Raw genomic sequence first — 20,097 nt, forward strand, 5'->3', positions numbered from 1 at the left:
CGCTGCCGGTGGGTAGCGTGAGCGCGTGAGCAGCACGTCGGTGGGTCGGGGCAGCACGCTGGCGGGTCGGCTGACCCGCGCCGGGTTCGCGGACGCCGCGCGCGCGGAGCGGCTGCTGTCCGACGCCGCGCTCGTGCGGCTGCTGGGCGGCGACGCGGACGCCGGCGCGGACGGCCTCGCCCCGGACCCGGGCGTCGTGGCGCCCGCCGCGCTGGTGCCGGCGCTCGCCGACACCGCGGACCCCGACCAGGCGCTGCTGTCGCTGGCGAAGATCGCGGGTGCCGTGCTCGACGGCGACGGCGGGCGGCGCGACCGGCTCCGAGCCGTGCTCACCGAGGACGGCTCGGCACGCGCCCGCCTGCTCGCGGTGCTCGGCGCCTCCGTGGCCCTCGGGGACGACCTGTGCGCGCACCCGGAGCACCTGGACGTGGTGCTGGACGAGGAGGCCGCGACGGGTGTCCCCGCGGCCGACGTGCGGGCGGAGCTGCTGCGGGCCGTCGGCGCGGACCCGGACGCCGACGTGCCGGTGGCGGCACCCGGCGGTCCCGCGGGCGTGGACGCGATGCGCCGGGCCTACCGGGCGCGGCTCCAGCGGATCGCCGCGGCGGACCTCACGAGCGGCGAGCCGCTGACCCGCCTCCCGGGTGTCGCCGCGGCGCTCGCGGACCTGGCGGCGGCGGCCCTGGAGGCCGCCCTCGCGCTGGCGAGGGCGGAGCTGGACGACCACGGCCGGTCGGTCCGCCTCGCGGTGATCGGCATGGGCAAGACGGGCGGGCGGGAGCTGAACTACGTCAGCGACGTCGACGTCGTGTACGTCGCGGAGCCGGTGGAGGGGACCGACGAGGCCGCCGCCCTGGCCGCGGGCACCCGCCTGGCGGCCGCCCTGGCGCGGGCCTGCGCCGGGCCGTCGGGGGAGCCCGAGCTGTGGCCGGTGGACGCGGCGCTGCGGCCGGAGGGCAAGGACGGCCCGCTGGTCCGCACGCTCGACTCCCACCGGTCGTACTACGAGCGCTGGGCCAAGACGTGGGAGTTCCAGGCGCTGCTCAAGGCGCGGCCGCTCGCCGGGGACCGGGAGCTGGGGGACGCCTACGTCGCGGCGCTGAACCCGCTGGTGTGGCAGGCGGTGCGGCGGGAGAACTTCGTCGAGGACTCGCAGGCCATGCGCCGGCGCGTGGAGCGGCACGTGCCCGCGGCGGAGGCCGACCGGCAGATCAAGCTGGGCGTCGGCGGGCTGCGGGACGTCGAGTTCACGGTCCAGCTGCTGCAGCTGGTCCACGGGCGGTCCGACCCGGAGATCCGCAGCGGCAACACGCTCACCGCGCTCGCCGCCCTGTCGGCCGGCGGCTACGTGGGACGGGAGCACGCGGCGCAGCTCGCCGTCTGCTACCGGTTCCTGCGCGCCGTCGAGCACCGCATCCAGCTGTTCCGGCTGCGGCGCACGCACCTCATGCCCACCGCCGAGGCCGACCTGCGGCGGCTCGCCCGGTCGGTCGGGATGCGCGCGGAGGGCGCCGAAGGGCTGGTCGAGCGGTGGCGGCAGGTGCGGCGCGACGTCCGCCACCTGCACGAGGCGCTGTTCTACCGCCCGCTGCTCCCCGCGACCGCGCAGCTCTCCACGGAGGAGGCCGCGCTCGCCCCGGAGGCCGCCCGGGAGCGGCTGGCGGCGATCGGCTACCGCGACCCGGCGGGCGCCCTGCGGCACATCGCGGCGCTCACGGAGGGGGTGTCGCGGCGGGCGGCGATCCAGCGGCAGCTGCTGCCGGTGATGATCGGGTGGTTCGCCGACGGTCCGGACCCCGACGGCGGGCTGCTGGCCTTCCGCCGGCTGTCCGAGACGCTCGGCGGCACGCACTGGTACCTCAAGCTGCTGCGCGACTCCGGCACGGCCGCCGAGCGGCTCGCGCGGGCCCTGTCGACGTCGCGGTACGTCGCCGACGCGCTCGGCCGCTCGCCCGAGTCGGTGGTGTGGCTCGACGACGACGCCGAGCTGGAGCCCCGCAGCCACGAGCGCCTCTCGGCGGAGGCGGACGCGATCCTCACCCGGGCGGACGACCCGGTGCCGGCGGTCGGTGCGCTCCGGGCGCTGCGGCGGCGCGAGCTGGCGCGCACGGCCGTGGCGGACGTCCTGGGTGTGGTCACGGGCTCGCGCGCCTCGCGCAGCCTCACCGTCACGGCGGAGGTGCTGCTCGCGGGAGCGCTCCGGGTGGCGGCCTGGGAGGAGCGGGCCGCCCGGCACCTGGACAGCGACCCGACGGCGGTGCTCGTGGTCGCGATGGGGCGCCTCGGCGGCCGGGAGATGGGTTACACCTCCGACGCCGACGTGCTGTTCGTGCACGACCCCGCGCCCGGCGCGGACCCGCAGCTCGCGCAGGACTTCGCGACCGGGGTGGCGACGCGGCTGCGCTCGCTGCTCGGGGCTGTGGGGCCGGAGCCCGCGCTCGAGGTCGACGCGGACCTGCGGCCCGAGGGCCGCAACGGTCCGCTGGTGCGGTCGTTCGACGCCTACGCCGAGTACTACGCGCGCTGGTCGCTGGTCTGGGAGAGCCAGGCGCTGCTGCGCGCCCGGCCGGTGGCGGGCGACGCGGCTCTCGGGGAGCGGTTCGTGGCGCTCGTCGACCCGCTGCGCTACCCGGAGGGCGGGCTGGACCCGGCCGGCGTGCGCGAGGTCCGGCGCATCAAGGCCCGCGTCGAGTCCGAGCGGCTGCCGCGCGGGGTCGACCCGACCCGGCACCTCAAGCTCGGCCGAGGCGGCATCGCGGACGTCGAGTGGACCGCCCAGCTGCTCCAGCTCCGCCACGCCCACGAGCACCCGGCGCTGCGCACCCCGTCGACGCTCGAGGCGCTGGCCGCCGCACGCGACGCGGGGCTGCTCGGCGCGGACGACGCCGCGGTGCTCGTCGAGGCGTGGGAGCTGGCGTCGCGGCTGCGGGACGCGCTGGTGCTGTGGACCGGGCGCACGGGCGGCGCGCACGCCGACGTGCTGCCGCACGACCGGCGCGTGATGTCGGGGCTCGCGGCGGTCGTCGGCTACCCGTCGGGCTCCGCGCAGGAGCTGGAGGACGCGTGGCTGCGCGCGTCGCGCCGCGCGCGGGCCGTGGTCGAGGCCGTCTTCTACGCCTGACGACCGGCGGCTGGGCGACCGGCGGCTGGGCGGGCGGTGGCGCGGCGGCCGCTACCCCGGGTCCCGGTGACCGCCGCGCCGTCAGGCCGGGGGCTCGACCGGGTCCGGGACGGGGCCCTGGCCGAGCGCGCCGTCCTCGAGGTTCTCCTGGAGGTCCTGCGCGACGTCGTCGCCGCGGTCCACCCCGCCGAGGTCGGGGGCGTCCGGGGCGTCGACGGCGTCCGGGTCGTCGGCGGGGGAGTCGGGGATCCAGTCGTCGGTGGCGTCGGTCATGCGGCGACGCTAGGACGCGTCGGCGGGCGGCGCGACCGGGGGCCGCAGGTCCGTGCCCGGGTCCCGCCGCCGACCGGGCTGCTCGTCCTGGAGCAGCGCCGAGTCCACGAGCTCGTGCCGGCGGACGTACGTCGACGCGACCGCCTGCACGGTCGCGACGACGGGCAGCGACAGGAACGCCCCGAGCGGGCCGAACACCGCCCCGAACGCGATCACCGACAGGAACGCCACCGCGGGGTTCAGCGCGAGCGAGCGCTGCGACACCTTCGGGGTGAGGAACAGGTTCTCGACCTGCTGGTAGGCGATGATGAAGGCCAGCACGGCGAGCGAGCGCACAGGGGACACCGACAGCGCCACGAGCACCGGCAGGGCGCCGCCGATGTAGGTGCCGACCGTCGGGACGAACTGCGAGACGAGCCCGGTGAACGTCGCCAGGGGCAGGGCGTACGGGACGCCGAGCACGGCCAGGAACACCCACGTCGCGGCGGTCGAGATGGCCGCGAGGGCGATGCGCGAGGTGATGAAGCCCGCGACCTTGTCCTGCGAGACCTCCCAGAGCCGCAGCACCTCGCGCTGTCGGTCGGGCGCCAGGTAGCGGCAGACGGAGGCACGGAACCGGGGACCGGCGCTCGCCATGTAGTACACGACCAGCAGCACGGCCGTGGCGGTGAACAGCCCGCCGGCGATGGACGTGCCGACGCCGATGACACCCGGGGCGATGTCGTCGACGTAGTCGCCGGCGTTGGTGAGCAGCTCGTCGGTGCGCGGCAGCGTGACCTCGAACCGGTCGTCCAGGAACTCGCGCAGGTCGGCGTAGTAGCCGGGGATCGACCGGACGAGGGCGACGAGCTGGTTGACGAACAAGCCTCCGAGCAGGGCCAGCACCCCGATGCCGACCACGAGCGAGCCGAGCATGGTGATGCCGGTGGCGAGCGGGCGCTTCACGCCGCGCCTGCCGAGCCACAGGATCATCGGCTCCATCGCCAGCGCCAGGAACCACGAGACGACGAGGATCGTGAAGACGTTGCCGAGCATCGAGGCGGCCCGCCAGACGAGGATCCCGGCGAAGACGGCGACGACGGCCATCACGAGCGCGCGCGGCAGCCACCGCGGCGGCCTGCGGGAGTCCGCCGGCGTGGCCGGCGCCGCGGTGCTCGGTGCGGTGCTCGGTGCGGCGGCGGGCGGTGCGGTCGGGGGAGCGGTCGGCGGGGTCGTCCCCGCGACCGCGGCGGGGCCGGCGGGGGTCGGTGCCGGCTCCTCGGGATCGGTCATGCGGGGCGCTCCGGTGGTCGGCCGAGTGGGGCTGCCGTCAGGGTACCCGTGGGCGGTTCCGTGCAGGTCAGCGCGCCGCACGCGCCGCGAGGAGCACGGTGCGGGACCTCCGGCCTGCCGAGAGCGCACAGGGGGTGCCCGCTTATGCTGCAGCCAGGACGCGACCGGATGGAGGGACCCGTGCCCGAGCATCCGCCACGGCCCCTGCCGACCCCGGAGCGCGACGACGACGCACGCACGCCCCTCGCGCCGGGCGCGTCGCCGGAGGCGTTCCTCGCGCGCCTGGAGCGGCTCGCCGCCCGGCTGCTCTCCGTGCCCTCCGCCCGCGCCGTGCTGCTCGACGACGCGCCGGCGTCCCCGGACGGCGTCGACGGGAGCGGTGGGCCGGACGGGGCCGCGGCCGCCCCGCCCGGGGGGCCGGCCGCGGTGGTCGCGCGGCTCGGCGAGCCGCTCGCGGTGGCCGACGCCCGCGCCGACGTGCGGCTGCGGGGGCTCGACGAGGTCGCGGCGGGCGGGCTCCGCGCGTACCTCGGCGTCCCCCTGCGCGGGCCCGGCGGCCGCGTCGTCGGCGGGCTGTGCGTGTACGACGCCCGCGGGCGGGCGTGGGCGCCCGACGACGTCGCGGCGCTGGCCGACCTGGCCGCGGCCGCCGTCGCGGAGCTCGAGCTGTCCGCGCTGGCCGTCGACTACGCGGCCGACCGTGTCCGCTGGCGCCTCGCTGTCACGGCCGGCGGCGTCGGGAGCTTCGACTGGGACCTGCGCACGGGGACGCTCCTGTGGGACGACCAGCTCCACGCGCTGTTCGGGCTGGAGCCGGGCACGTTCGGCGGCACGATCGAGGCGTTCAGCGCGTGCCTGCACCCGGACGACCGGCCGCGCGTGCAGGCGGCGCTCCAGGAGGCGGTGGACGGCGTCACGCGCTACGCCGCCGAGTACCGGGCGGTGCACCCGGATGGGACAGTCCGCTGGGTGAAGGCCCAGGGCCTGACGCTGCCCGGCCCGGACGGCACGGCGGAGCGGGTCCTGGGCGCCGCGTACGACACGACGGCCGAGCGCGACGCGGACGCCCGGATCGCACGCGTGCTCGAGACGATGTCCACGGCGTTCTTCCTGCTGGACGACGCGTGGCGGTTCACGTACGTGAACGCCGAGGCGGAGCGGCTCCTGGGCCGCAGCCGCGCCGAGCTGCTCGGCGAGGTGGTCTGGGACGTCTTCCCGTCCGCCCTGGGCTCCCTGTTCGAGCAGCACTACCGCGGCGCCGTCGCGGCGGGGGAGCCGCGGTCGTTCGAGGCGTACTACCCGCCCCCGCTCGACGCCTGGTACGACGTGCGGGCGTTCCCCGGGCCGGACGGCCTGTCGGTGTACTTCCACGACGTCACCGGGCGGCGGCGTGCGGAGGAGCAGCGGGTGCTCGCCCGCACGGCGGCGGACGCCGCGACCCGCCGGCTCGCCGTCCTCGCCACCGTGAGCGACGACCTGAGCTCCACGCTCGACACCGAGTACGCCGTCGGCCGCCTCGCGCGGCACCTGGTCCGCGAGCTCGGCTCGTGGTGCCTGGTGACGCTCTGGGACGAGGAGCACCGGCTCCGCGACATCGCGGGCTGGCACGCCGAGCCGCACCTGCGGCCCGCGGTCGCGCGCTACGCCCGGGTGCGCCTGGGTGCGCTCGCGCCCGGGTCCTATCTGCACCGCGCGCTGCGCAGCGGCGAGCTGGTGGTGGTGCCGGACGCGACGGAGCGGATCTCGGTCCTGCTCAGCGGAGAGGCGCGCGACGTGCTCCGCAGCCTGGCGCCGCGTGCCGCGTACGCCGTGCCGATGCGCGCCCGGGGCCGGACCGTCGGCGCCATCACGCTGTTCCTCGACGACGACCAGCCGGACCTCACGGACGACGACGTCGCGCTGCTGGTGCAGCTGGCGGACCGCGCCGGCGTCGCGCTCGACAACGCGCAGCTCTACCAGGGCCAGCGGCGGATGGCGGAGACGTTGCAGCGCGCGCTGCTGACCGCTCCGGCGCAGCCGCCGGACGTCGACCTCGCGGTGCGCTACGTGCCCGCTGCGGCGGCGGCGCAGGTCGGTGGTGACTGGTACGACGCCTTCGTCCAGCCCGACGGGTCGACGGTGCTGGTGATCGGCGACGTCATGGGCCACGACCGCCACGCCGCTGCGGCGATGAGCCAGGTCCGCACCCTGCTGCGCGGCATCGGGGCGACCACCGGGGGCACGCCCGCGCAGATGCTCGCCGCGCTGGACACGACGATGGAGCGGCTGCGGGTGGACGCGATGGCGTCCGCGGTGGTGCTGCGGGTGGAGCAGACCGCGGGTGACCGGGCGGCCGGCCGGACGACGCTGCGCTGGACGAACGCCGGGCACCTGCCGCCGCTGCTCGTCGCCCCCGACGGCACCGTGCGGGAGCTCCGCACCGAGCCGGAGCTGGTCCTCGGCGTCACCGCGGACGTCACCCGCACCGACGGGGAGGTCACGGTGCCGCGGGGCTCGACGGTCCTGCTGTTCACGGACGGCCTGGTCGAGCGGCGGGGCGAGCAGCTGCAGGACGGCCTGGACCGCCTCGCGGAGCTGGTCGCGCGGCTGGTGCCCGAGGCCCGCCGCAGGGCCGGCGACCACGCCGTGCTCGACGCGGCGTACCTGGCCGACGCGGTGCTGAGCCGCGGCACGGCCGGCGACGCACCCGACGACGACATCGCCTTGCTGGTGGCCCACCTGGCCCTCCAGGGCGGGACCCACGAGGGGGAGGGGCCAGGGCCGGAGGTCGATGGCGGCCCGCGCACCGACGTGTGAGGCTGGGCGGACGGTGCGGCGCTCCGGTGCGCGGGGCGCGCCCGCCCGCGCACGCGAGGGGGCCTGCGATGGAGCTGCCGACGGCCGGCCGGCCGGGGACGTCCTGCCGGCCCGCGCAGGGCCGCGTGCCCGAGCCGTGCCTGGACGCACCACCCGAGGCTCCGCCGGACCTGCCGCCGGGTGACGCGCGCCGGTGGGCGGGGGACCGCGTCGCCGACCGGTTCCCCGACCGGTCCGCCGCCGTGCGGACCGTCGGTGTCGAGGAGGAGCTGCTGCTGGTGGACCCGCGCAGCGGCCGGGCGGTGCCGGTGGCACCGAGGGTCCTGGCGCTCGCTGCCGACGCCGCCGGGCGTCCGCTGCTGGCCTCGGAGCTGCAGCAGGAGCAGATCGAGACGGCGACGCCCCCGCGCACGGCTCTCGGCGCCGTGGAGGAGGACCTCCGCCTGCTGCGAGCGTGCGCCGGGCGCGCCGCCCGTGCGGCGGGGGCGCTGGCGGTGCCGCTCGCGACCGCGCCGTTGCCGGGGCGTCCGTCGCTGACGCCCGACGCGCGGTACGCGGCCATCCGCGACAGGTTCGCGCTCACGTGCCTCCAGCAGCTGACGTGCGGCTGCCACGTGCACGTCGCCGTGCGGTCGGCGCGCGAGGGCGTCGCCGTCCTCGACCGCGTGCGCGTCTGGCTGCCGGTCGTCGCTGCACTGGCGGCCAACTCGCCCTTCGTGGACGGCGAGGACACCGGGTACGCGGGCTACCGCACGCAGGTCTGGGGACGCTGGCCCACGACCGGCCCGGCGGACCTGTACGGCTCGGTGGCCGTGTACCGCGAGCGCCTCCGCCGGTACCTGGACTCCGGTGTGCTGCTCGACGCGGGGATGCTCTATGCGGACGCCCGGCTGTCGCACCGGTACCCGACGGTGGAGGTGCGGGTGGCGGACGTGTGCCGGGACGTCGAGGACGCCGTGCTGGTCGCCGCGCTCGCCCGCGGCCTGGTCGACACCGCCGCCCGGGAGTGGCGCGCGGGCCTGCCGGCGCCGGCCGTCGAGACGGGGCTGTTGCGGCTCGCCGCCGGGCGGGCGCGCCGCTCCGGGGTGGCGGGCGAGCTGCTGCACCCGCTCTCGGGGCTGCCGGTGCCGGCGGGGTCCGCGGTCGCGGCGCTGCTCGCGCACGTCGCGCCGGCGCTCGAGGCGACCGGTGACCGGGCCGCGGCCGAGCGCCGGGCGGAGCGGGTGCTCGCCCGGGGCACCGGGGCGACGTGGCAGCGGGAGGAGGCGGCCCGCGCCGGGCTCGCGGGGATGGTGCGGCGCGCGGCGGTGTGAACACGGGTCCGCGGTCGCCGGACACCGGGCCCGCCCCTCGGGGCCCGCCCCCCGGGGCCCGCCCGCCGTCCGCGCACCCGACCCGCCCCCGCCACCTCGGCGTCGCCCGGCGTTCACGGCGAGCGCCGACACTGGCCGCAGGGACGGACGACCGGAGGGGACGACCATGCAGGCGGTGCGGGACGCGGGTGCGCGGTACTCGTGGGTGCAGGTCGACGACCCGGTGTACGTCGTGGACCTGCACACCTCGGCGGGCCGGCCGGCGGAGCGCTGGCGGCTCGTGGGTGCGGGCGACGTGCTCGAGGTGCTGGAGTGGGTGGCCCGGCACCAGCAGGGCCGGGCGGCCGCCGTGAGCCTCGAGGTCGAGGACGCGGGCGGCACCGCGCTCGTCCAGCTCACCCCGACGGCCGGGCTGCGGAGCGTCTCGGGCTGGTGAGGCGGGGCGGCGCCCGGACCGGCAGACTGGTGCGCGTCCCGTCACCCGTGTCCTGGAGGTGCCCGACGTGGCCCGTCCGCCGCTGCCGCCCGACGCCGTCGCGATGCTGCGACGCCCGAACCCCGCCGTGATGGCGACGCTGCGCCCCGACGGTGCGCCGGTGTCCGCCGCGACCTGGTACCTGTGGCGGGAGGACGGCCGGGTGCTGCTGAACCTCGACGGCTCCCGGGTGCGGCTCCGGCACCTGCGCCGCGACCCCCGCGTGACCCTCACGGTGCTGGACGGGGACGACTGGTACACGCACGTGACGCTCGTGGGGCGGGTCGTGGAGCTCGCGGAGGACGTCGACCGCTCGGGCATCGACCGGCTGTCCCGGCACTACACCGGGCACCCGTACGCGGACCGCGAGAGCCCGCGGTGGGACGCGGTGGTGGAGGTCGAGCGCTGGCACGGCTGGGGCGCGCACCGCGGGTGACCCGCGAGCCGGCGACGGCACCGGTCAGGTGCGGACCACGAGCACGGGGCACGGGGCGTGCAGGACCAGCGCGTGGCTGGTGGCGCCGAGCGGGATCCGCGGGACGCCGTCGGTCCCGCGGCTGCCGACCACCAGCAGCCGTGCTCCGGCGGCAGCGGTAAGCAGCGCGATCGCGGGGTGGGACTGCACCAGCCGCCGGTCGACGGCAAGCCCCGGGAAGTCGTCCGCGAGGTCGTCGGCGGTGCCGTCGACCAGCGCCCGGTCCCCGGCCGCGGCGGGCGGCTGCCAGGCGTGCAGCAGCTCCAGGCGAGCGCCGACGCGGTCGGCCTCGCGGGCACCGGCGCGGACGGCGGCCTGGGCGTCGGGCGAACGGTCGAGGCCCACGACGACGCGGTTCTCGGCGTGCCCGGTCAGCGGCGGGACCACGGCCACCGAGCAGGAGGCCCCGGCGGCGACCTGGTAGGACAGCGACCCGGAGAACACGCGTTGCGCGGCGGTCGTGCGACGGGTGCCCACGACGACGAGCTGCGCGGTGCGCGAACGCTGCGTCAGCGCCCGGGCGGGCGTGTCGAGGTCCACCTCGGCCCGGACGGTCAGCCCCGGTTCGGCGCGACGTACCCGCTCGGTCTCGCGGCGGAGCATCTCGTGCACGCCGCCGTCCACCGCCTCCGACCAGGCGGCCTCCTGCCCGGGGGCCGGCTTCCCGACCGCGTGGACCAGCAGCAGCTCCGTGCGGCGCGCCCAGGCCGCCTCGGCGGCCCAGTGCACGGCACGTCTGCTGGAGAGCGTGCCCTCCACGCCGACGACGACCTCGTGACCCATCGCAGCGCCTCCTGCCCGCGTGCTCCCACGCTACGGCGGCGGGGCGCGCGGGGGTCAGGGGCCGGTCGGCACGTCGCGCGGAGCCGATGGGCCCGGTCCCGGGACGTCGGACCCCGGGACTCGTGACGTCCGCCCGTGCCGGTGGCGCCGCCGTCCCTGCGACGGTACGGGGACGGGGCGGGTGCGCCCCGGGCGTCGCCGCACCGCGCGGCGCAGGCGGGAGGGGAGAGGACCACCATGGACCGGCTGAGCGGGAAGGTCGCCGTCATCACGGGAGCGGCGAGCGGCATGGGGCTGGCCGCGGCGGAGCTGTTCGCCCGGGAGGGTGCGCGGGTGGTCGCGACCGACGTGGTCGCGGACGTGCTCGAGGCCCAGGTCGGTCGGCTCGAGGGCGATCTCACGGCGGTGCCGCTCGACGTCGTGCGGGCGGAGCAGTGGGCGCACGTCGTGGACACGGCCGTCCGCACGTACGGCGGAGTCGACGTGCTGGTGAACAACGCCGGTGTGTTCCTGGCCAAGGGCGTCCTCGAGACCGAGCGGGAGGACTGGGACCGTGTCCTGTCGATCAACGCCATGGGGGTCTGGCTCGGGATGAAGGCCGTGATCCCGCAGATGCAGAGGCGCGGCGGGGGGTCGATCGTGAACTGCTCGTCGATCGCGGGGCTGATCGGCGGCGAGGCCGACGGGCACGGCGCGGCGTACAGCGCGTCCAAGGGCGCGGTGCGGTCGATGACGAAGCACGCGGCGCAGTGGTTCGCGGGCGACGGCATCCGGGTCAACTCGGTGCACCCGGGCGCGGTGTTCACCGGGATGGCCCGGGCCGCCGGGATCGAGTCGCGGGAGGCGATGGCGGCGTTCGACCAGGGCCGCACGCCGCTGCCGCCGCACGTCGGCGAGCCGATGGACATCGCGTACGGCTACCTGTACCTCGCCAGCGACGAGTCCGCGTTCGTCACCGGGGCCGAGCTGGTGATCGACGGCGGCTGGACGACGCACTGACGCGGTCCGCGAGGGCGGCCGGTCGTCAGGCGAGCGTGAGGAACAGCTTCTCGAGCTCGTCGGGCGTGAGGCCGTCCTCGCTGCGGACGGCCCCGGGCTCGACCAGGCACTCCTTCATGGCGGTGGCGATCACGGCGTAGCCGGCGCGGTCCAGCGCGCTGGAGACGGCGGCGAGCTGCGTGACGACGTCGCGGCACGACCCGCCGTTCTCGACCGCGTCGATGACGGCGTTGAGCTGTCCGCGTGCGCGGCGCAGGCGGTTGAGGATGCGGCGGGCGGCCTCGGGGTCGGTGGTGGCGGGCATGGTGGTCCTCCCGGGTGGTGGGCGCGCGGTCGTCGGGGCGCCCGGGGGAGCGCCCGCGGACCGGCGCGGTGCTGCGCCACTATGCCCCCGGGGGTATCCGGCGGGCAAGCGGGCGGGTCAGCGGCTCGCGCTCCCGCCCGCTGCCGGCGCGCCCCCGGCGCCCCCGGCGCCGATCTGGTCGCGGGCGTCGGCGAGCAGCCGGTCCGCGAGCTCGGCGAGCGCGCGCGCCGTCGCCAGCTCCTCGCCCACCTCCCGGACGTCGACGTCGTGCGGGTGCCGGTGCGCGCGCCCGGTCCCCGTGAGCCGCTTCGCGTCGTCGACCGTCAGCACGGCGTGGGCGGTGGTCGTCCCGTGGCCGGGCGCGGGCACGTCGGGAGCCGCCGTCAGGTAGACCCGCACGTGCCACGCGAGCGACACCGGGGCGCGTCGCCCCGGGCGGGTGCCGGGCGACGCCCAGGCGCCGTCGTCCCGGGACGGGGGCAGGAGCTCGACGGAGACGAGCACGCTCGCGCCGCTGCGGTGGCACTCCAGCTCCCGTACGTGGGTGCCGATCTGGTCCCGCAGCGCGGTGAGCACCACGCCGCAGACCGGGCGCGACGCGTCGAGGGCGGTCACGAGGTGGCTGATCCGCTCCGCCCGGGCCCGCACCACCGCGGCGCACACCAGGTCGCGGGCCGCGGCGTCCCCACGCGGCGTCGGCGCGGACCGGACCGCCAGGTACGCCCGCCCCGGGTGCTCGTGCTCGAGGCGGACCAGGGCGCCGCGCGACTGCCACGACACGGCCGCGATCGGGGTGCTGTCCACGGTGCCCTCCCGGTGGCTGGGGCTGCACCGCCATGCCACCGGCTGCCGGCCTCCCGCGGGAAGGGCCGAACGGCCGGGCCGGGCGGGACGGACGGTCACCGCGCGGCCGGCGGGGTCCGAAGTCCCGGGCGCCACGGCCCGTCGGCCCCTGCCCGGCGCGCCACGGGTGTCCGTAGCGTCGACGGTGGACGCAGAGCCGCGCGAGAGGTGGAGGAGCGGTCCGATGAGCAACGAGGTCGTCGTGGGGGTGGAGGGCACGGTCTCCAGCGAGGGTGCCGTGCGCTGGGGTGCGGACGCCGCGGCCGCCCGCGGTGCGGAGCTGCTGCTGGTGCACGCGCTCGGTGACGTCCCGTGGGACGACGCGCTCGCGGAGGTCGCCCGCGGCGTGCTCGACCGGGCGGCCGAGCGCGCCCGCGAGGTCAGCCCGTCCGTGAAGATCCGCACGGAGGTGGAGGCCGACCGGCCGGCCCGCTGCCTCGTGCGCCGCTCGGGCTCCGCCCGGCTGCTGGTGGTCGGGACCCGTCGGCTGACGCCGGCGCAGCGGGTGTTCTCCGGGTCGCGGTCGTACGAGATCGCCGCGGCCGCGAGCTGCTCCGTCGCCGTCGTCCCGGCGGTGCCCGTGGAGGCGGACAACCGGGTCGTGGTGGGGGTCGACGGATCGGCGGACAGCGTCGCCGCGGTGACGGCCGGGGCGCAGGAGGCCGAGCGTCACGGCGCCGTGCTCCAGGTGGTGCACGCCTGGGAGGAGCCGGCGCTCCTGCTCGCGCAGGGGTACGTGCCGCCGGACCTGACCGCGCGGATGCGCGAGGACGAGGCCGCCGTCCTGGCGCGCGCCACCGCCGGGCTCGCGGACCGGTTCCCGGACCTGGAGGTCGAGCGGACGCTGGTGAAGGCCCAGCCCGCGACCGCGCTGCTGGCCGCGGGGTCGCACGCACGCCTGGTCGTGGTCGGCAGCCGGGGCCTGCACGGGGTCTCGCGCCTGCTCGTCGGGTCGACGAGCCACGCCGTGATCCTGCACGCCCGGCGGCCGGTGCTCGTGGTCCGCGCCTGACGCGTCAGCGGCCGGGACGCGGCGCGGCGACCGCGTCGCCCCGGAGGCCGCCGTCGTGGTGCACACGGAGGCGCTTGTGCGTGGCGTCGGCGACCGCGACCAGCGTCCCGGTCAGCACGGCGCAGGCCCAGCCCCGCGGGTCGGGCCAGGTGCCGCCGAGCAGGGAGGCCACCGGAGGCAGGCCCAGGACGAGCGCGAGCGCGACCGCCTCGCTCGCGAGGGCCCAGGGCAGCAGGGGGTTGCCGCGCAGCCCCATCCGCGTGACCGGGCGGGTCCGGCTGCGGCACGCGACCGCGTTGACGAGCTGCCCGAGCACGATCGCGGCGAACGCCGCCCCCGAGGCGGTCGCGAGCAGCGCCGGCCGGGGCGTGGCGCCCCAGGACCACCCGCCGGCGAGCAGCACGACGAGGAAGGTCGCGAGCGAGCCCACCGCCTCGGCGAGCCCGAGCACGCCGAACGCGCGCGCCAGCAGGTGCCGGTCCACGAGGTGCTCGGCGCGCACCGGTCCGTGCAGCGTGCGCGGGTGCGGGGGCTCGGCGCCCAGCGCGAGCGCCGGCAGCAGGTCCGTCCCGATGTCGAGCGCGAGCACCTGGAGCACCCCGATCGCGAGCGGCACCTGCCCGGCGGTCAGCGCCCAGAGCACGAACGGCGCGAGCTCCGCGACGTTGTCGGTCAGGTGGTACGTGAGGAACCGCCGGATGTTGTGCGTCGTGGCCCGGCCGAGCTCCACGGCGGCGACGATCGTGCCGAAGCGGTCGTCCAGCAGCACCAGGTCGGACGCCTCGCGCGCGACGTCGCTCCCGCCGCGGCCCATCGCCACGCCGACGTCCGCCACGCGGAGCGCGGGCGCGTCGTTGACGCCGTCTCCGGTCATGGCGACGACGTGCCCGCGGGACTGCAGGGCCTGGGCGATGCGCAGCTTGTCCTCCGGGCCGACGCGGGCGACGACAGCGCCGTCCGGGTGGTCGAGGACGCCGGCCAGCGCGGCCGGGTCGTCCGGCAGGTCCGCCGCGACGAGCACCGGGCCGCTGCCGCGCAGCAGACCCACCTGCCGGGCGACGGCCGCGGCCGTCGCCGGGTGGTCCCCGGTGACCATCGCGAGCCGGATCCCGGCCTCGTGGCACGCCGCGACGGCGCCGGCCACGTCGTCCAGGGGCGGGTCCTCGAGAGCGAGGAGGCCGGTGAGCACCAGGTCGTGCTCGGGGTCGGCCTCGGCGGCGAGGCCGGGAGCCGTGCGCCGGGCGACCGCGACCACCCGGAGCCCGGAGGCCGCGAGCTCGTCAGCGCGCACGGCCGCCCGGGCGACCTCGTCGCCGGGCACGCAGACCGCGAGCACCGACTCCGGCGCGCCCAGCACGTGCAGCACGTCCGGCCGCTCGGCGCCCTCGCCGGCCCCGGGGAGCGCCGGAGGGGACGTGGGACCGGGGGCGGGCCCGGCTCCCGGCACCAGCACCGCCGACCGCCGACGCGCGGCGGTGTACGGGTAGCGGCGCAGCGGGGCCGGCCGGGGTGCCGCCGTGAGCCGGCGGTCGACCACGTCGAGCGCGGCCTCCATCGGGTCCCCGTCCGCCGCCCACCCTGCGGTGCCGAGCACCGCGCGACCCTGCACGCACAGCGCTGCCGACCGCGCCGCGCGCCGCACCGCACGGTCCACGGCCCCGGCCGTCGCGCCGTCGACCCCGACCGCGCCGCCGTCGTCCGCCGGCGCGGCGGGCAGTGGGACCGTGGGGTCGTAGTCGGAGCCCGGGAGCGCCACCTCGCCGCGCGGGGTCCACACGCGTGCCACCGTCATGTGGTTGCGCGTCAGGGTCCCCGTCTTGTCCGTGCAGACGAACGTCGGCGCGCCGAGCGTCTCCACCGCGTCCAGGCGGCGGACGAGCGCCTGCCGGGAGGCCATCTGCTGCGCCGACCGGGCGAGCGACAGCGTCACCGTCGGCAGCAGCCCCTCGGGGACGAGCGCCACCATGACGCCCAGCCCGAACACCAGCGCGTCGACGGTGCTCAGTCCCAGCAGGAGCGCGCCGCCGGCCAGGACCACGCCGACCGCCAGCGCGGTGTACGACACGACGCGCACCACCCGGTCCAGCTCGCGGGCGAGCGGCGTGCGGGACCTGCTGGTCCCGCGGGTGAGCGCGGAGATCCCGGCGAGCCGCGTCGCGGTGCCGGTGCGGTCCGCGCGCGCCGCCGCCTCGCCCTCGACCACGAACGTGCCGCACAGCAGCGGGTCCCCGGGGCCCGGGCGGGCGGCGACGCTCTCCCCGGTGAGCAGCGACTCGTCCACCGACAGGGCGTGCGCGTCCAGGACGGTGAGGTCGGCGCAGACCCGGTCGCCGGCGGCCAGCAGCACGACGTCACCGACGACGACCTGCGCGGTGTCGACCGTGCGCACCTCGCCGTCGCGCCGTACCCGTGCGCGGGACGGGACCAGCACCGCCAGGCGCTCGGCCGCCCGGTCCGCCCGGTACTCCTGCCAGAACGCGAAGCACCCGTTGACCAGGACGACCACCCCGATCGCTGCCGCCAGCGGCACCATGCCGGCGAGCAGCGCCAGCACGGCGGCCGCCCAGAGCATGAGCGCGAACCGGTGCGTCATCTGCGCCAGGAGCTGACGCACCGGGTGCGGGCGGGCCGGGGGCGGCAGCGCATTGGGGCCGTCGCGGCGCAGCGCAGCCGCTGCCTCTGCGGACCTCAGCCCGCTCGTCTCCGTCGCGGCGGTGAGCACGCCGCCGCCGGGGTGCGGCGTCGCCGTCATCGCGAGGCGGGCAGCGTCCCGGCCAGCAGACGCCCCCACTCCTGCGCCGCCGCCAGCTCGCCCTCGGCCAGACCGTCGGCCATGCCGAGCACCTCGAACGACCGGGCGTCGACGGCGGGGACGGCGCCGCGGTGCCGCAGCGCGCGCTCGGCCGACCGGGCGGCCGACCCGGGCAGGTTCGGCCGGCGCAGCCTGGTGTCGAAGGTCGCGACGAGCAGGGTGTGCGCCGGCATCCGGACGACGTCGAGCCACTCGCGGATGCCCACGTGCCGGGAGACGAGCGCCTCGGCCCCGGTCCGCGCCTCGCGCGCCGCGGACGCCCGCGTGGACTCCCGGCTCATGCCGAAGGCGTGGGTCGGGCCGCCGACCACGAGCAGGCCGACCTCCTCGGGCACCGCGGTGCCGCCGGGCTCCGCGAGCAGGGCGCCGACCTCCACGACCCGTACCGGCACGGTCTCGCGCAACCCGTCGGCGACGGCGTGCGCGACGTCGCGCGTGCTGCCGAACATCGACTCGTACACGACCAGGGCGGACATCGCGTCACGGGCCCGGGCGCCGGGGAGCCCCGAGCGGGCGGGCGGGGACGGCCGTCGCGCGGGGCGCAGCGACGCCCGCGCCGGCCCCGACCTCCGCGCCCCCTCCGGTGCGACCGGGTCCCGCGACGTCGGGCAGGTGCGCCCGCGCCCAGGCGACCGCGTCCGCGCGGCACGTGACACCGAGCTTGCGGTGGATGCTGAGCACCTGCGACTTCACGGTGTTGCGCGACACGTACAGCCGCCCGGCCACCTCGTCGAGCGTCTGGGCGCTGACGAGCTCCCGCAGCACGACCCGCTCGCGCTCGCTCAGCACCGGCACCCCCGGCGCGGTCCCGGCACGGGCTGCCGGTGACAGGTCCTGGCTCACGACGCCCTCCTCCTGCTCCGCGGCTCACCGCGCCAGGTGAACCTCGCGGTGCTCGATCTCCGAGATGTCGGCGGACGAGGCCGCCAGCAGGCGGTCCGCGAGCTCGCGGAGCGCCCGCGCCGCGGCGAGCTCGTCGCCGATCTCCGGCACGTCGGTCTCCCCGGGACGGCGACGCGCGCGCCCGGTCCCGCTCATGCGCGTGCCCGCGGACGTGCTGAGGATCGCGTGGGCGGTGGTCGTGGTGTGGTCGGCGGCGGGCACGTCCGAGGCCTCGAACAGGTCGATCCGCACGTCCCAGGTGTGCGTCATGGTGGTCGTCCCTCCGGATCGTGCGGCGCCGGGTGGTGCGTCGCGGCTGCGGGTGTGCTGCTCCAGCGTGGCGGCGGGGCGCGCGCGGCGGTCAGAGCCGGACGGTCCGGGAGGCGGGCACCGAAGGTCCCGATCCGGGCCCCGGCCGGGCGGGGTCGGGAGGCGGCCGGCGCGGGTCCCGGCCCGGACGGGTCGCTCGGCCCCGCGCTGAGGGCGTTCGACCCTGGGGCGGAGCGGGCGGCGGGCGGCACCGTGGTGCCACCTGGCAGGACGTACACCCGGAGGGGGACGCCATGAGCACCGCGCACCAGCCCACGCACCGGACCGTCCACCCGGCGGTCCTCGTCGAGACCGACCTGGTCTCGACCCTCTCGGCCCGCCGGTGGCTCGCCGCCACCCGGCTCGCGATCGGGTTCGTCTTCCTGTGGGCGTTCCTCGACAAGCTCTTCGGTCTGACCTACTCCACGGGGGCCGTCGTCGACGGGCAGCAGCTCGGGACGGCCTGGGTGGACGGCGGGTCGCCGACGGCGGGCTACCTCGCGTCGGTGACCGGCCCGGCCGAGGGGTTCTTCGACTGGCTCGACCCGACCGTCGCCGACTGGCTGTTCATGCTCGCGCTCGCGGGCATCGGCATCGCCGTCGTCACGGGGGCGGGGCTGTACGTGGCCGCCGGCGCCGGGACGCTCCTCATGGCCCTCATGTGGCTGGCGGAGTGGCCACCGACGCAGGGGTCGACGAACCCCGCCGTCGACTCGCACGTGATCTTCGCGCTCGTGCTCATCGTCTGCGCGGTCCTGCGCTCGGGCGACACCTGGGGCATCGGGCGCTGGTGGGCGCAGACGTCGGCGGTCCGCCGCCTGCCCGTGCTGCGCTGACCCCGGCCGGGTCGTGCGCCGCTCACCGGGGCGCGGCGCACGACCTCCTCTCCCGTCCCCGGCGAGGTCACGATGAGAGCCGCAGTGGGGGACCGCATCGTGGTCCCCGGACCGCAGGTCGACGCCCCCGACCGTGACGGCGAGATCGTCGCCGTGCCGCACCCCGACGGGTCGCCGCCCTACTCCGTGCGCTGGTCCGACACCGGTCACGTGGGTCTGTTCTTCCCGGGCCCCGGCGTGACCGTGCACCACGGCGACGAGCCCCCGCGCCACCGCACGTGACCGGGGCGAGGCCTGCGCGCCGCGCCCCGCCGACCGACCGCGAAGGGACCGACCATGAAGCACCTGCTGATCCTGGGCGGCGGCACCGCCGGGACGATGGTCGCCAACCGGGTCCTGCACCGGCTGCGTGTGGAGCGCGACTTCTGGCGCGTGACCGTCGTGGACCGCGACGACCGTCACCTCTACCAGCCGGGGCTGCTCACCGTGCCGTTCGGGGCGGCGACGCCGGAGCAGCTCGTCCGGTCCCGGCGCCGGTACCTGGAGCCGGGTGTCGAGCTGGTGCTCGGGGAGGTCGAGGGCGTCGACACGGCGCGCGGCCGCGTGCACCTGGAGGACGGGCGGGTCCTGCCGTACGACTACCTGGTCGTGGCGAGCGGGACGTCGCCCCGGCCCGACCAGACCCCGGGCATGGCCGGGGACCAGTGGCGGCGGCGGGTGCACGAGTTCTACACCCCGGACGGGGCCGTCGCGCTGCACCGCCGGCTCGAGCGGTGGCTCGGCGGGCGGATCGTCGTGCACGTCACCGAGATGCCCATCAAGTGCCCGGTCGCGCCCCTGGAGTTCACGTTCCTGCTCGACGACGCCCTGCGCCGCCGCGGTCTGCGGGCCGGCACGGAGCTGACGTACGTCACCCCGCTGGACGGCGCGTTCACCCGGCCGGTCGCCCGCGACCGGCTCGGGGGCATGCTCGAGGCGCGGGGCGTCCAGGTGCGGACGGACTTCCTCGTCGACCGGGTCGACGACCGCCGCCTCGTCTCCGTCGACGACAGGGAGGTCCCGTTCGACCTGCTCGTGACGGTGCCCGTGAACCTGGGGGCCGACTTCGTCGCGCGGTCCGGGCTGGGCGACGAGCTCCAGGACGTCCCGGTGGACCCCGGCACGCTGATGTCGCGCGCCCACCCCGGGGTGTTCGCGGTCGGTGACGCCACGGACGTCCCGACGTCCAAGGCCGGCTCGGTGGCGCACTTCGAGGCCGACGTGTTCGCCGACAACCTCGTGTCCTACGACCGCGGGCGCCCGATGACCCGGCTCTACGACGGCCACGCGAACTGCTTCGTCGAGTCGGGCCGCGGCCGTGCCCTGCTGCTCGACTTCGGGTACGACGCCGAGCCTCTCCCGGGCCGGTACCCGCTGCCCGTGATCGGGCCGCTCAGCCTGCTCGCGGAGACGCGGGCGAACCACTGGGCGAAGGCCGCGACGCAGCGGCTGTACTGGAACGTGCTGCTGCACGGACGCCCGGTCCCGATCCCCAGCCGCGCCCCGCGGCGCGAACCCGCCGCGACCGGTGCCGCGGTCTGACCAGGAGGACG

General features: G+C 77.5%; 19 protein-coding genes. 10 read left to right on the top strand and 9 right to left on the bottom strand.

What is annotated here, in order from left to right; translation table 11 throughout:
* Positions 1 to 25 precede the first annotated feature (25 nt).
* Positions 26 to 3,121: a bifunctional [glutamine synthetase] adenylyltransferase/[glutamine synthetase]-adenylyl-L-tyrosine phosphorylase gene (locus K5O09_RS07590; protein WP_255596192.1), complete on the top strand. Its 3,096-nt coding sequence runs from the start codon at positions 26 to 28 to the stop codon at positions 3,119 to 3,121.
* An 81-nt stretch (positions 3,122 to 3,202) separates the two neighbouring features.
* On the opposite strand, the gene K5O09_RS07595 is transcribed toward K5O09_RS07590, so the two are convergent.
* On the bottom strand, positions 3,203 to 3,394 hold the full coding sequence (locus K5O09_RS07595) for a hypothetical protein (RefSeq protein WP_222172159.1): 192 nt from the start codon (positions 3,392 to 3,394) through the stop codon (positions 3,203 to 3,205).
* A 9-nt stretch (positions 3,395 to 3,403) separates the two neighbouring features.
* Positions 3,404 to 4,666 (bottom strand): AI-2E family transporter, encoded by a 1,263-nt coding sequence (locus tag K5O09_RS07600; protein WP_222172160.1) that lies wholly within the window; start codon positions 4,664 to 4,666, stop codon positions 3,404 to 3,406.
* A 180-nt stretch (positions 4,667 to 4,846) separates the two neighbouring features.
* Here K5O09_RS07600 and K5O09_RS07605 point away from each other — a divergent pair, with 180 nt between their 5' ends.
* The 4 genes from K5O09_RS07605 (at position 4,847) to K5O09_RS07620 (ending at position 9,686) form a co-directional block, all read left to right on the top strand.
* On the top strand, positions 4,847 to 7,462 hold the full coding sequence (locus K5O09_RS07605; RefSeq protein WP_222172161.1) for a SpoIIE family protein phosphatase: 2,616 nt from the start codon (positions 4,847 to 4,849) through the stop codon (positions 7,460 to 7,462).
* A 68-nt stretch (positions 7,463 to 7,530) separates the two neighbouring features.
* Positions 7,531 to 8,775 carry a glutamate--cysteine ligase gene (locus K5O09_RS07610; protein WP_222172162.1) on the top strand — a complete coding sequence of 415 codons (1,245 nt, stop codon included), beginning with the start codon at positions 7,531 to 7,533 and terminating at the stop codon, positions 8,773 to 8,775.
* A 166-nt stretch (positions 8,776 to 8,941) separates the two neighbouring features.
* Positions 8,942 to 9,211: a hypothetical protein gene (locus tag K5O09_RS07615; protein ID WP_222172163.1), complete on the top strand. Its 270-nt coding sequence runs from the start codon at positions 8,942 to 8,944 to the stop codon at positions 9,209 to 9,211.
* A gap of 67 nt (positions 9,212 to 9,278) precedes the next feature.
* Positions 9,279 to 9,686, top strand: a complete 408-nt coding sequence (locus K5O09_RS07620) for a PPOX class F420-dependent oxidoreductase (RefSeq protein ID WP_222172164.1) — start codon at positions 9,279 to 9,281, stop codon at positions 9,684 to 9,686.
* 24 nt (positions 9,687 to 9,710) lie between these two features.
* On the opposite strand, the gene K5O09_RS07625 is transcribed toward K5O09_RS07620, so the two are convergent.
* Positions 9,711 to 10,508 carry a universal stress protein gene (locus K5O09_RS07625; protein WP_222172165.1) on the bottom strand — a complete coding sequence of 266 codons (798 nt, stop codon included), beginning with the start codon at positions 10,506 to 10,508 and terminating at the stop codon, positions 9,711 to 9,713.
* A gap of 237 nt (positions 10,509 to 10,745) precedes the next feature.
* Here K5O09_RS07625 and K5O09_RS07630 point away from each other — a divergent pair, with 237 nt between their 5' ends.
* Entirely contained in the window at positions 10,746 to 11,507 is a 762-nt protein-coding gene (locus K5O09_RS07630) for an SDR family NAD(P)-dependent oxidoreductase (RefSeq protein ID WP_222172166.1), read from the top strand.
* A 25-nt stretch (positions 11,508 to 11,532) separates the two neighbouring features.
* Here K5O09_RS07630 and K5O09_RS07635 read toward each other — a convergent pair whose 3' ends face one another.
* Both K5O09_RS07635 and K5O09_RS19420 read right to left on the bottom strand, forming a co-directional pair.
* A complete protein-coding gene (locus K5O09_RS07635) occupies positions 11,533 to 11,811 on the bottom strand; it encodes a metal-sensitive transcriptional regulator (protein ID WP_222172167.1) in 279 nt (92 codons plus the stop codon).
* A gap of 117 nt (positions 11,812 to 11,928) precedes the next feature.
* Complete coding sequence (locus K5O09_RS19420) at positions 11,929 to 12,615, bottom strand: dsRBD fold-containing protein (protein ID WP_304518609.1); 687 nt, start codon at positions 12,613 to 12,615, stop codon at positions 11,929 to 11,931.
* Between the two features lie 223 nt (positions 12,616 to 12,838).
* On the opposite strand from K5O09_RS19420, the gene K5O09_RS07645 reads away from it, so the two are divergent.
* Positions 12,839 to 13,666: a universal stress protein gene (locus tag K5O09_RS07645; protein ID WP_222172168.1), complete on the top strand. Its 828-nt coding sequence runs from the start codon at positions 12,839 to 12,841 to the stop codon at positions 13,664 to 13,666.
* Positions 13,667 to 13,670: 4 nt separating this feature from the next.
* Here the strand turns inward: K5O09_RS07645 and K5O09_RS07650 are convergent, their stop codons facing one another.
* The 4 genes from K5O09_RS07650 to K5O09_RS07665 are packed head-to-tail and all read right to left on the bottom strand — an operon-like array spanning position 13,671 to position 17,630.
* Positions 13,671 to 16,418: a cation-transporting P-type ATPase gene (locus K5O09_RS07650; RefSeq protein WP_222172169.1), complete on the bottom strand. Its 2,748-nt coding sequence runs from the start codon at positions 16,416 to 16,418 to the stop codon at positions 13,671 to 13,673.
* Entirely contained in the window at positions 16,415 to 16,954 is a 540-nt protein-coding gene (locus K5O09_RS07655) for a flavodoxin/nitric oxide synthase (protein WP_222172170.1), read from the bottom strand. The genes K5O09_RS07650 and K5O09_RS07655 overlap by 4 nt, the downstream gene beginning before the upstream one ends.
* Before the next feature lie 4 nt (positions 16,955 to 16,958).
* A complete protein-coding gene (locus tag K5O09_RS19530) occupies positions 16,959 to 17,321 on the bottom strand; it encodes a LuxR C-terminal-related transcriptional regulator (RefSeq protein WP_370635545.1) in 363 nt (120 codons plus the stop codon).
* Positions 17,322 to 17,345: 24 nt separating this feature from the next.
* Positions 17,346 to 17,630: a dsRBD fold-containing protein gene (locus K5O09_RS07665; RefSeq protein WP_222172171.1), complete on the bottom strand. Its 285-nt coding sequence runs from the start codon at positions 17,628 to 17,630 to the stop codon at positions 17,346 to 17,348.
* Between the two features lie 293 nt (positions 17,631 to 17,923).
* Here K5O09_RS07665 and K5O09_RS07670 point away from each other — a divergent pair, with 293 nt between their 5' ends.
* From K5O09_RS07670 to K5O09_RS07680, 3 genes are all read left to right on the top strand, one after another.
* On the top strand, positions 17,924 to 18,505 hold the full coding sequence (locus K5O09_RS07670) for a DoxX family protein (protein ID WP_222172172.1): 582 nt from the start codon (positions 17,924 to 17,926) through the stop codon (positions 18,503 to 18,505).
* A 72-nt stretch (positions 18,506 to 18,577) separates the two neighbouring features.
* The gene (locus tag K5O09_RS07675) at positions 18,578 to 18,787 is read left to right on the top strand and encodes a DUF1918 domain-containing protein (RefSeq protein ID WP_222172173.1); all 210 of its coding nucleotides are present in this window, start codon (positions 18,578 to 18,580) and stop codon (positions 18,785 to 18,787) included.
* A gap of 54 nt (positions 18,788 to 18,841) precedes the next feature.
* Complete coding sequence (locus tag K5O09_RS07680) at positions 18,842 to 20,086, top strand: NAD(P)/FAD-dependent oxidoreductase (protein ID WP_222172174.1); 1,245 nt, start codon at positions 18,842 to 18,844, stop codon at positions 20,084 to 20,086.
* The last annotated feature ends 11 nt before the right edge of the window (positions 20,087 to 20,097 follow it).

The sequence above is a fragment of the Cellulomonas sp. C5510 genome (assembly GCF_019797765.1).
Taxonomy (GTDB): domain Bacteria; phylum Actinomycetota; class Actinomycetes; order Actinomycetales; family Cellulomonadaceae; genus Cellulomonas.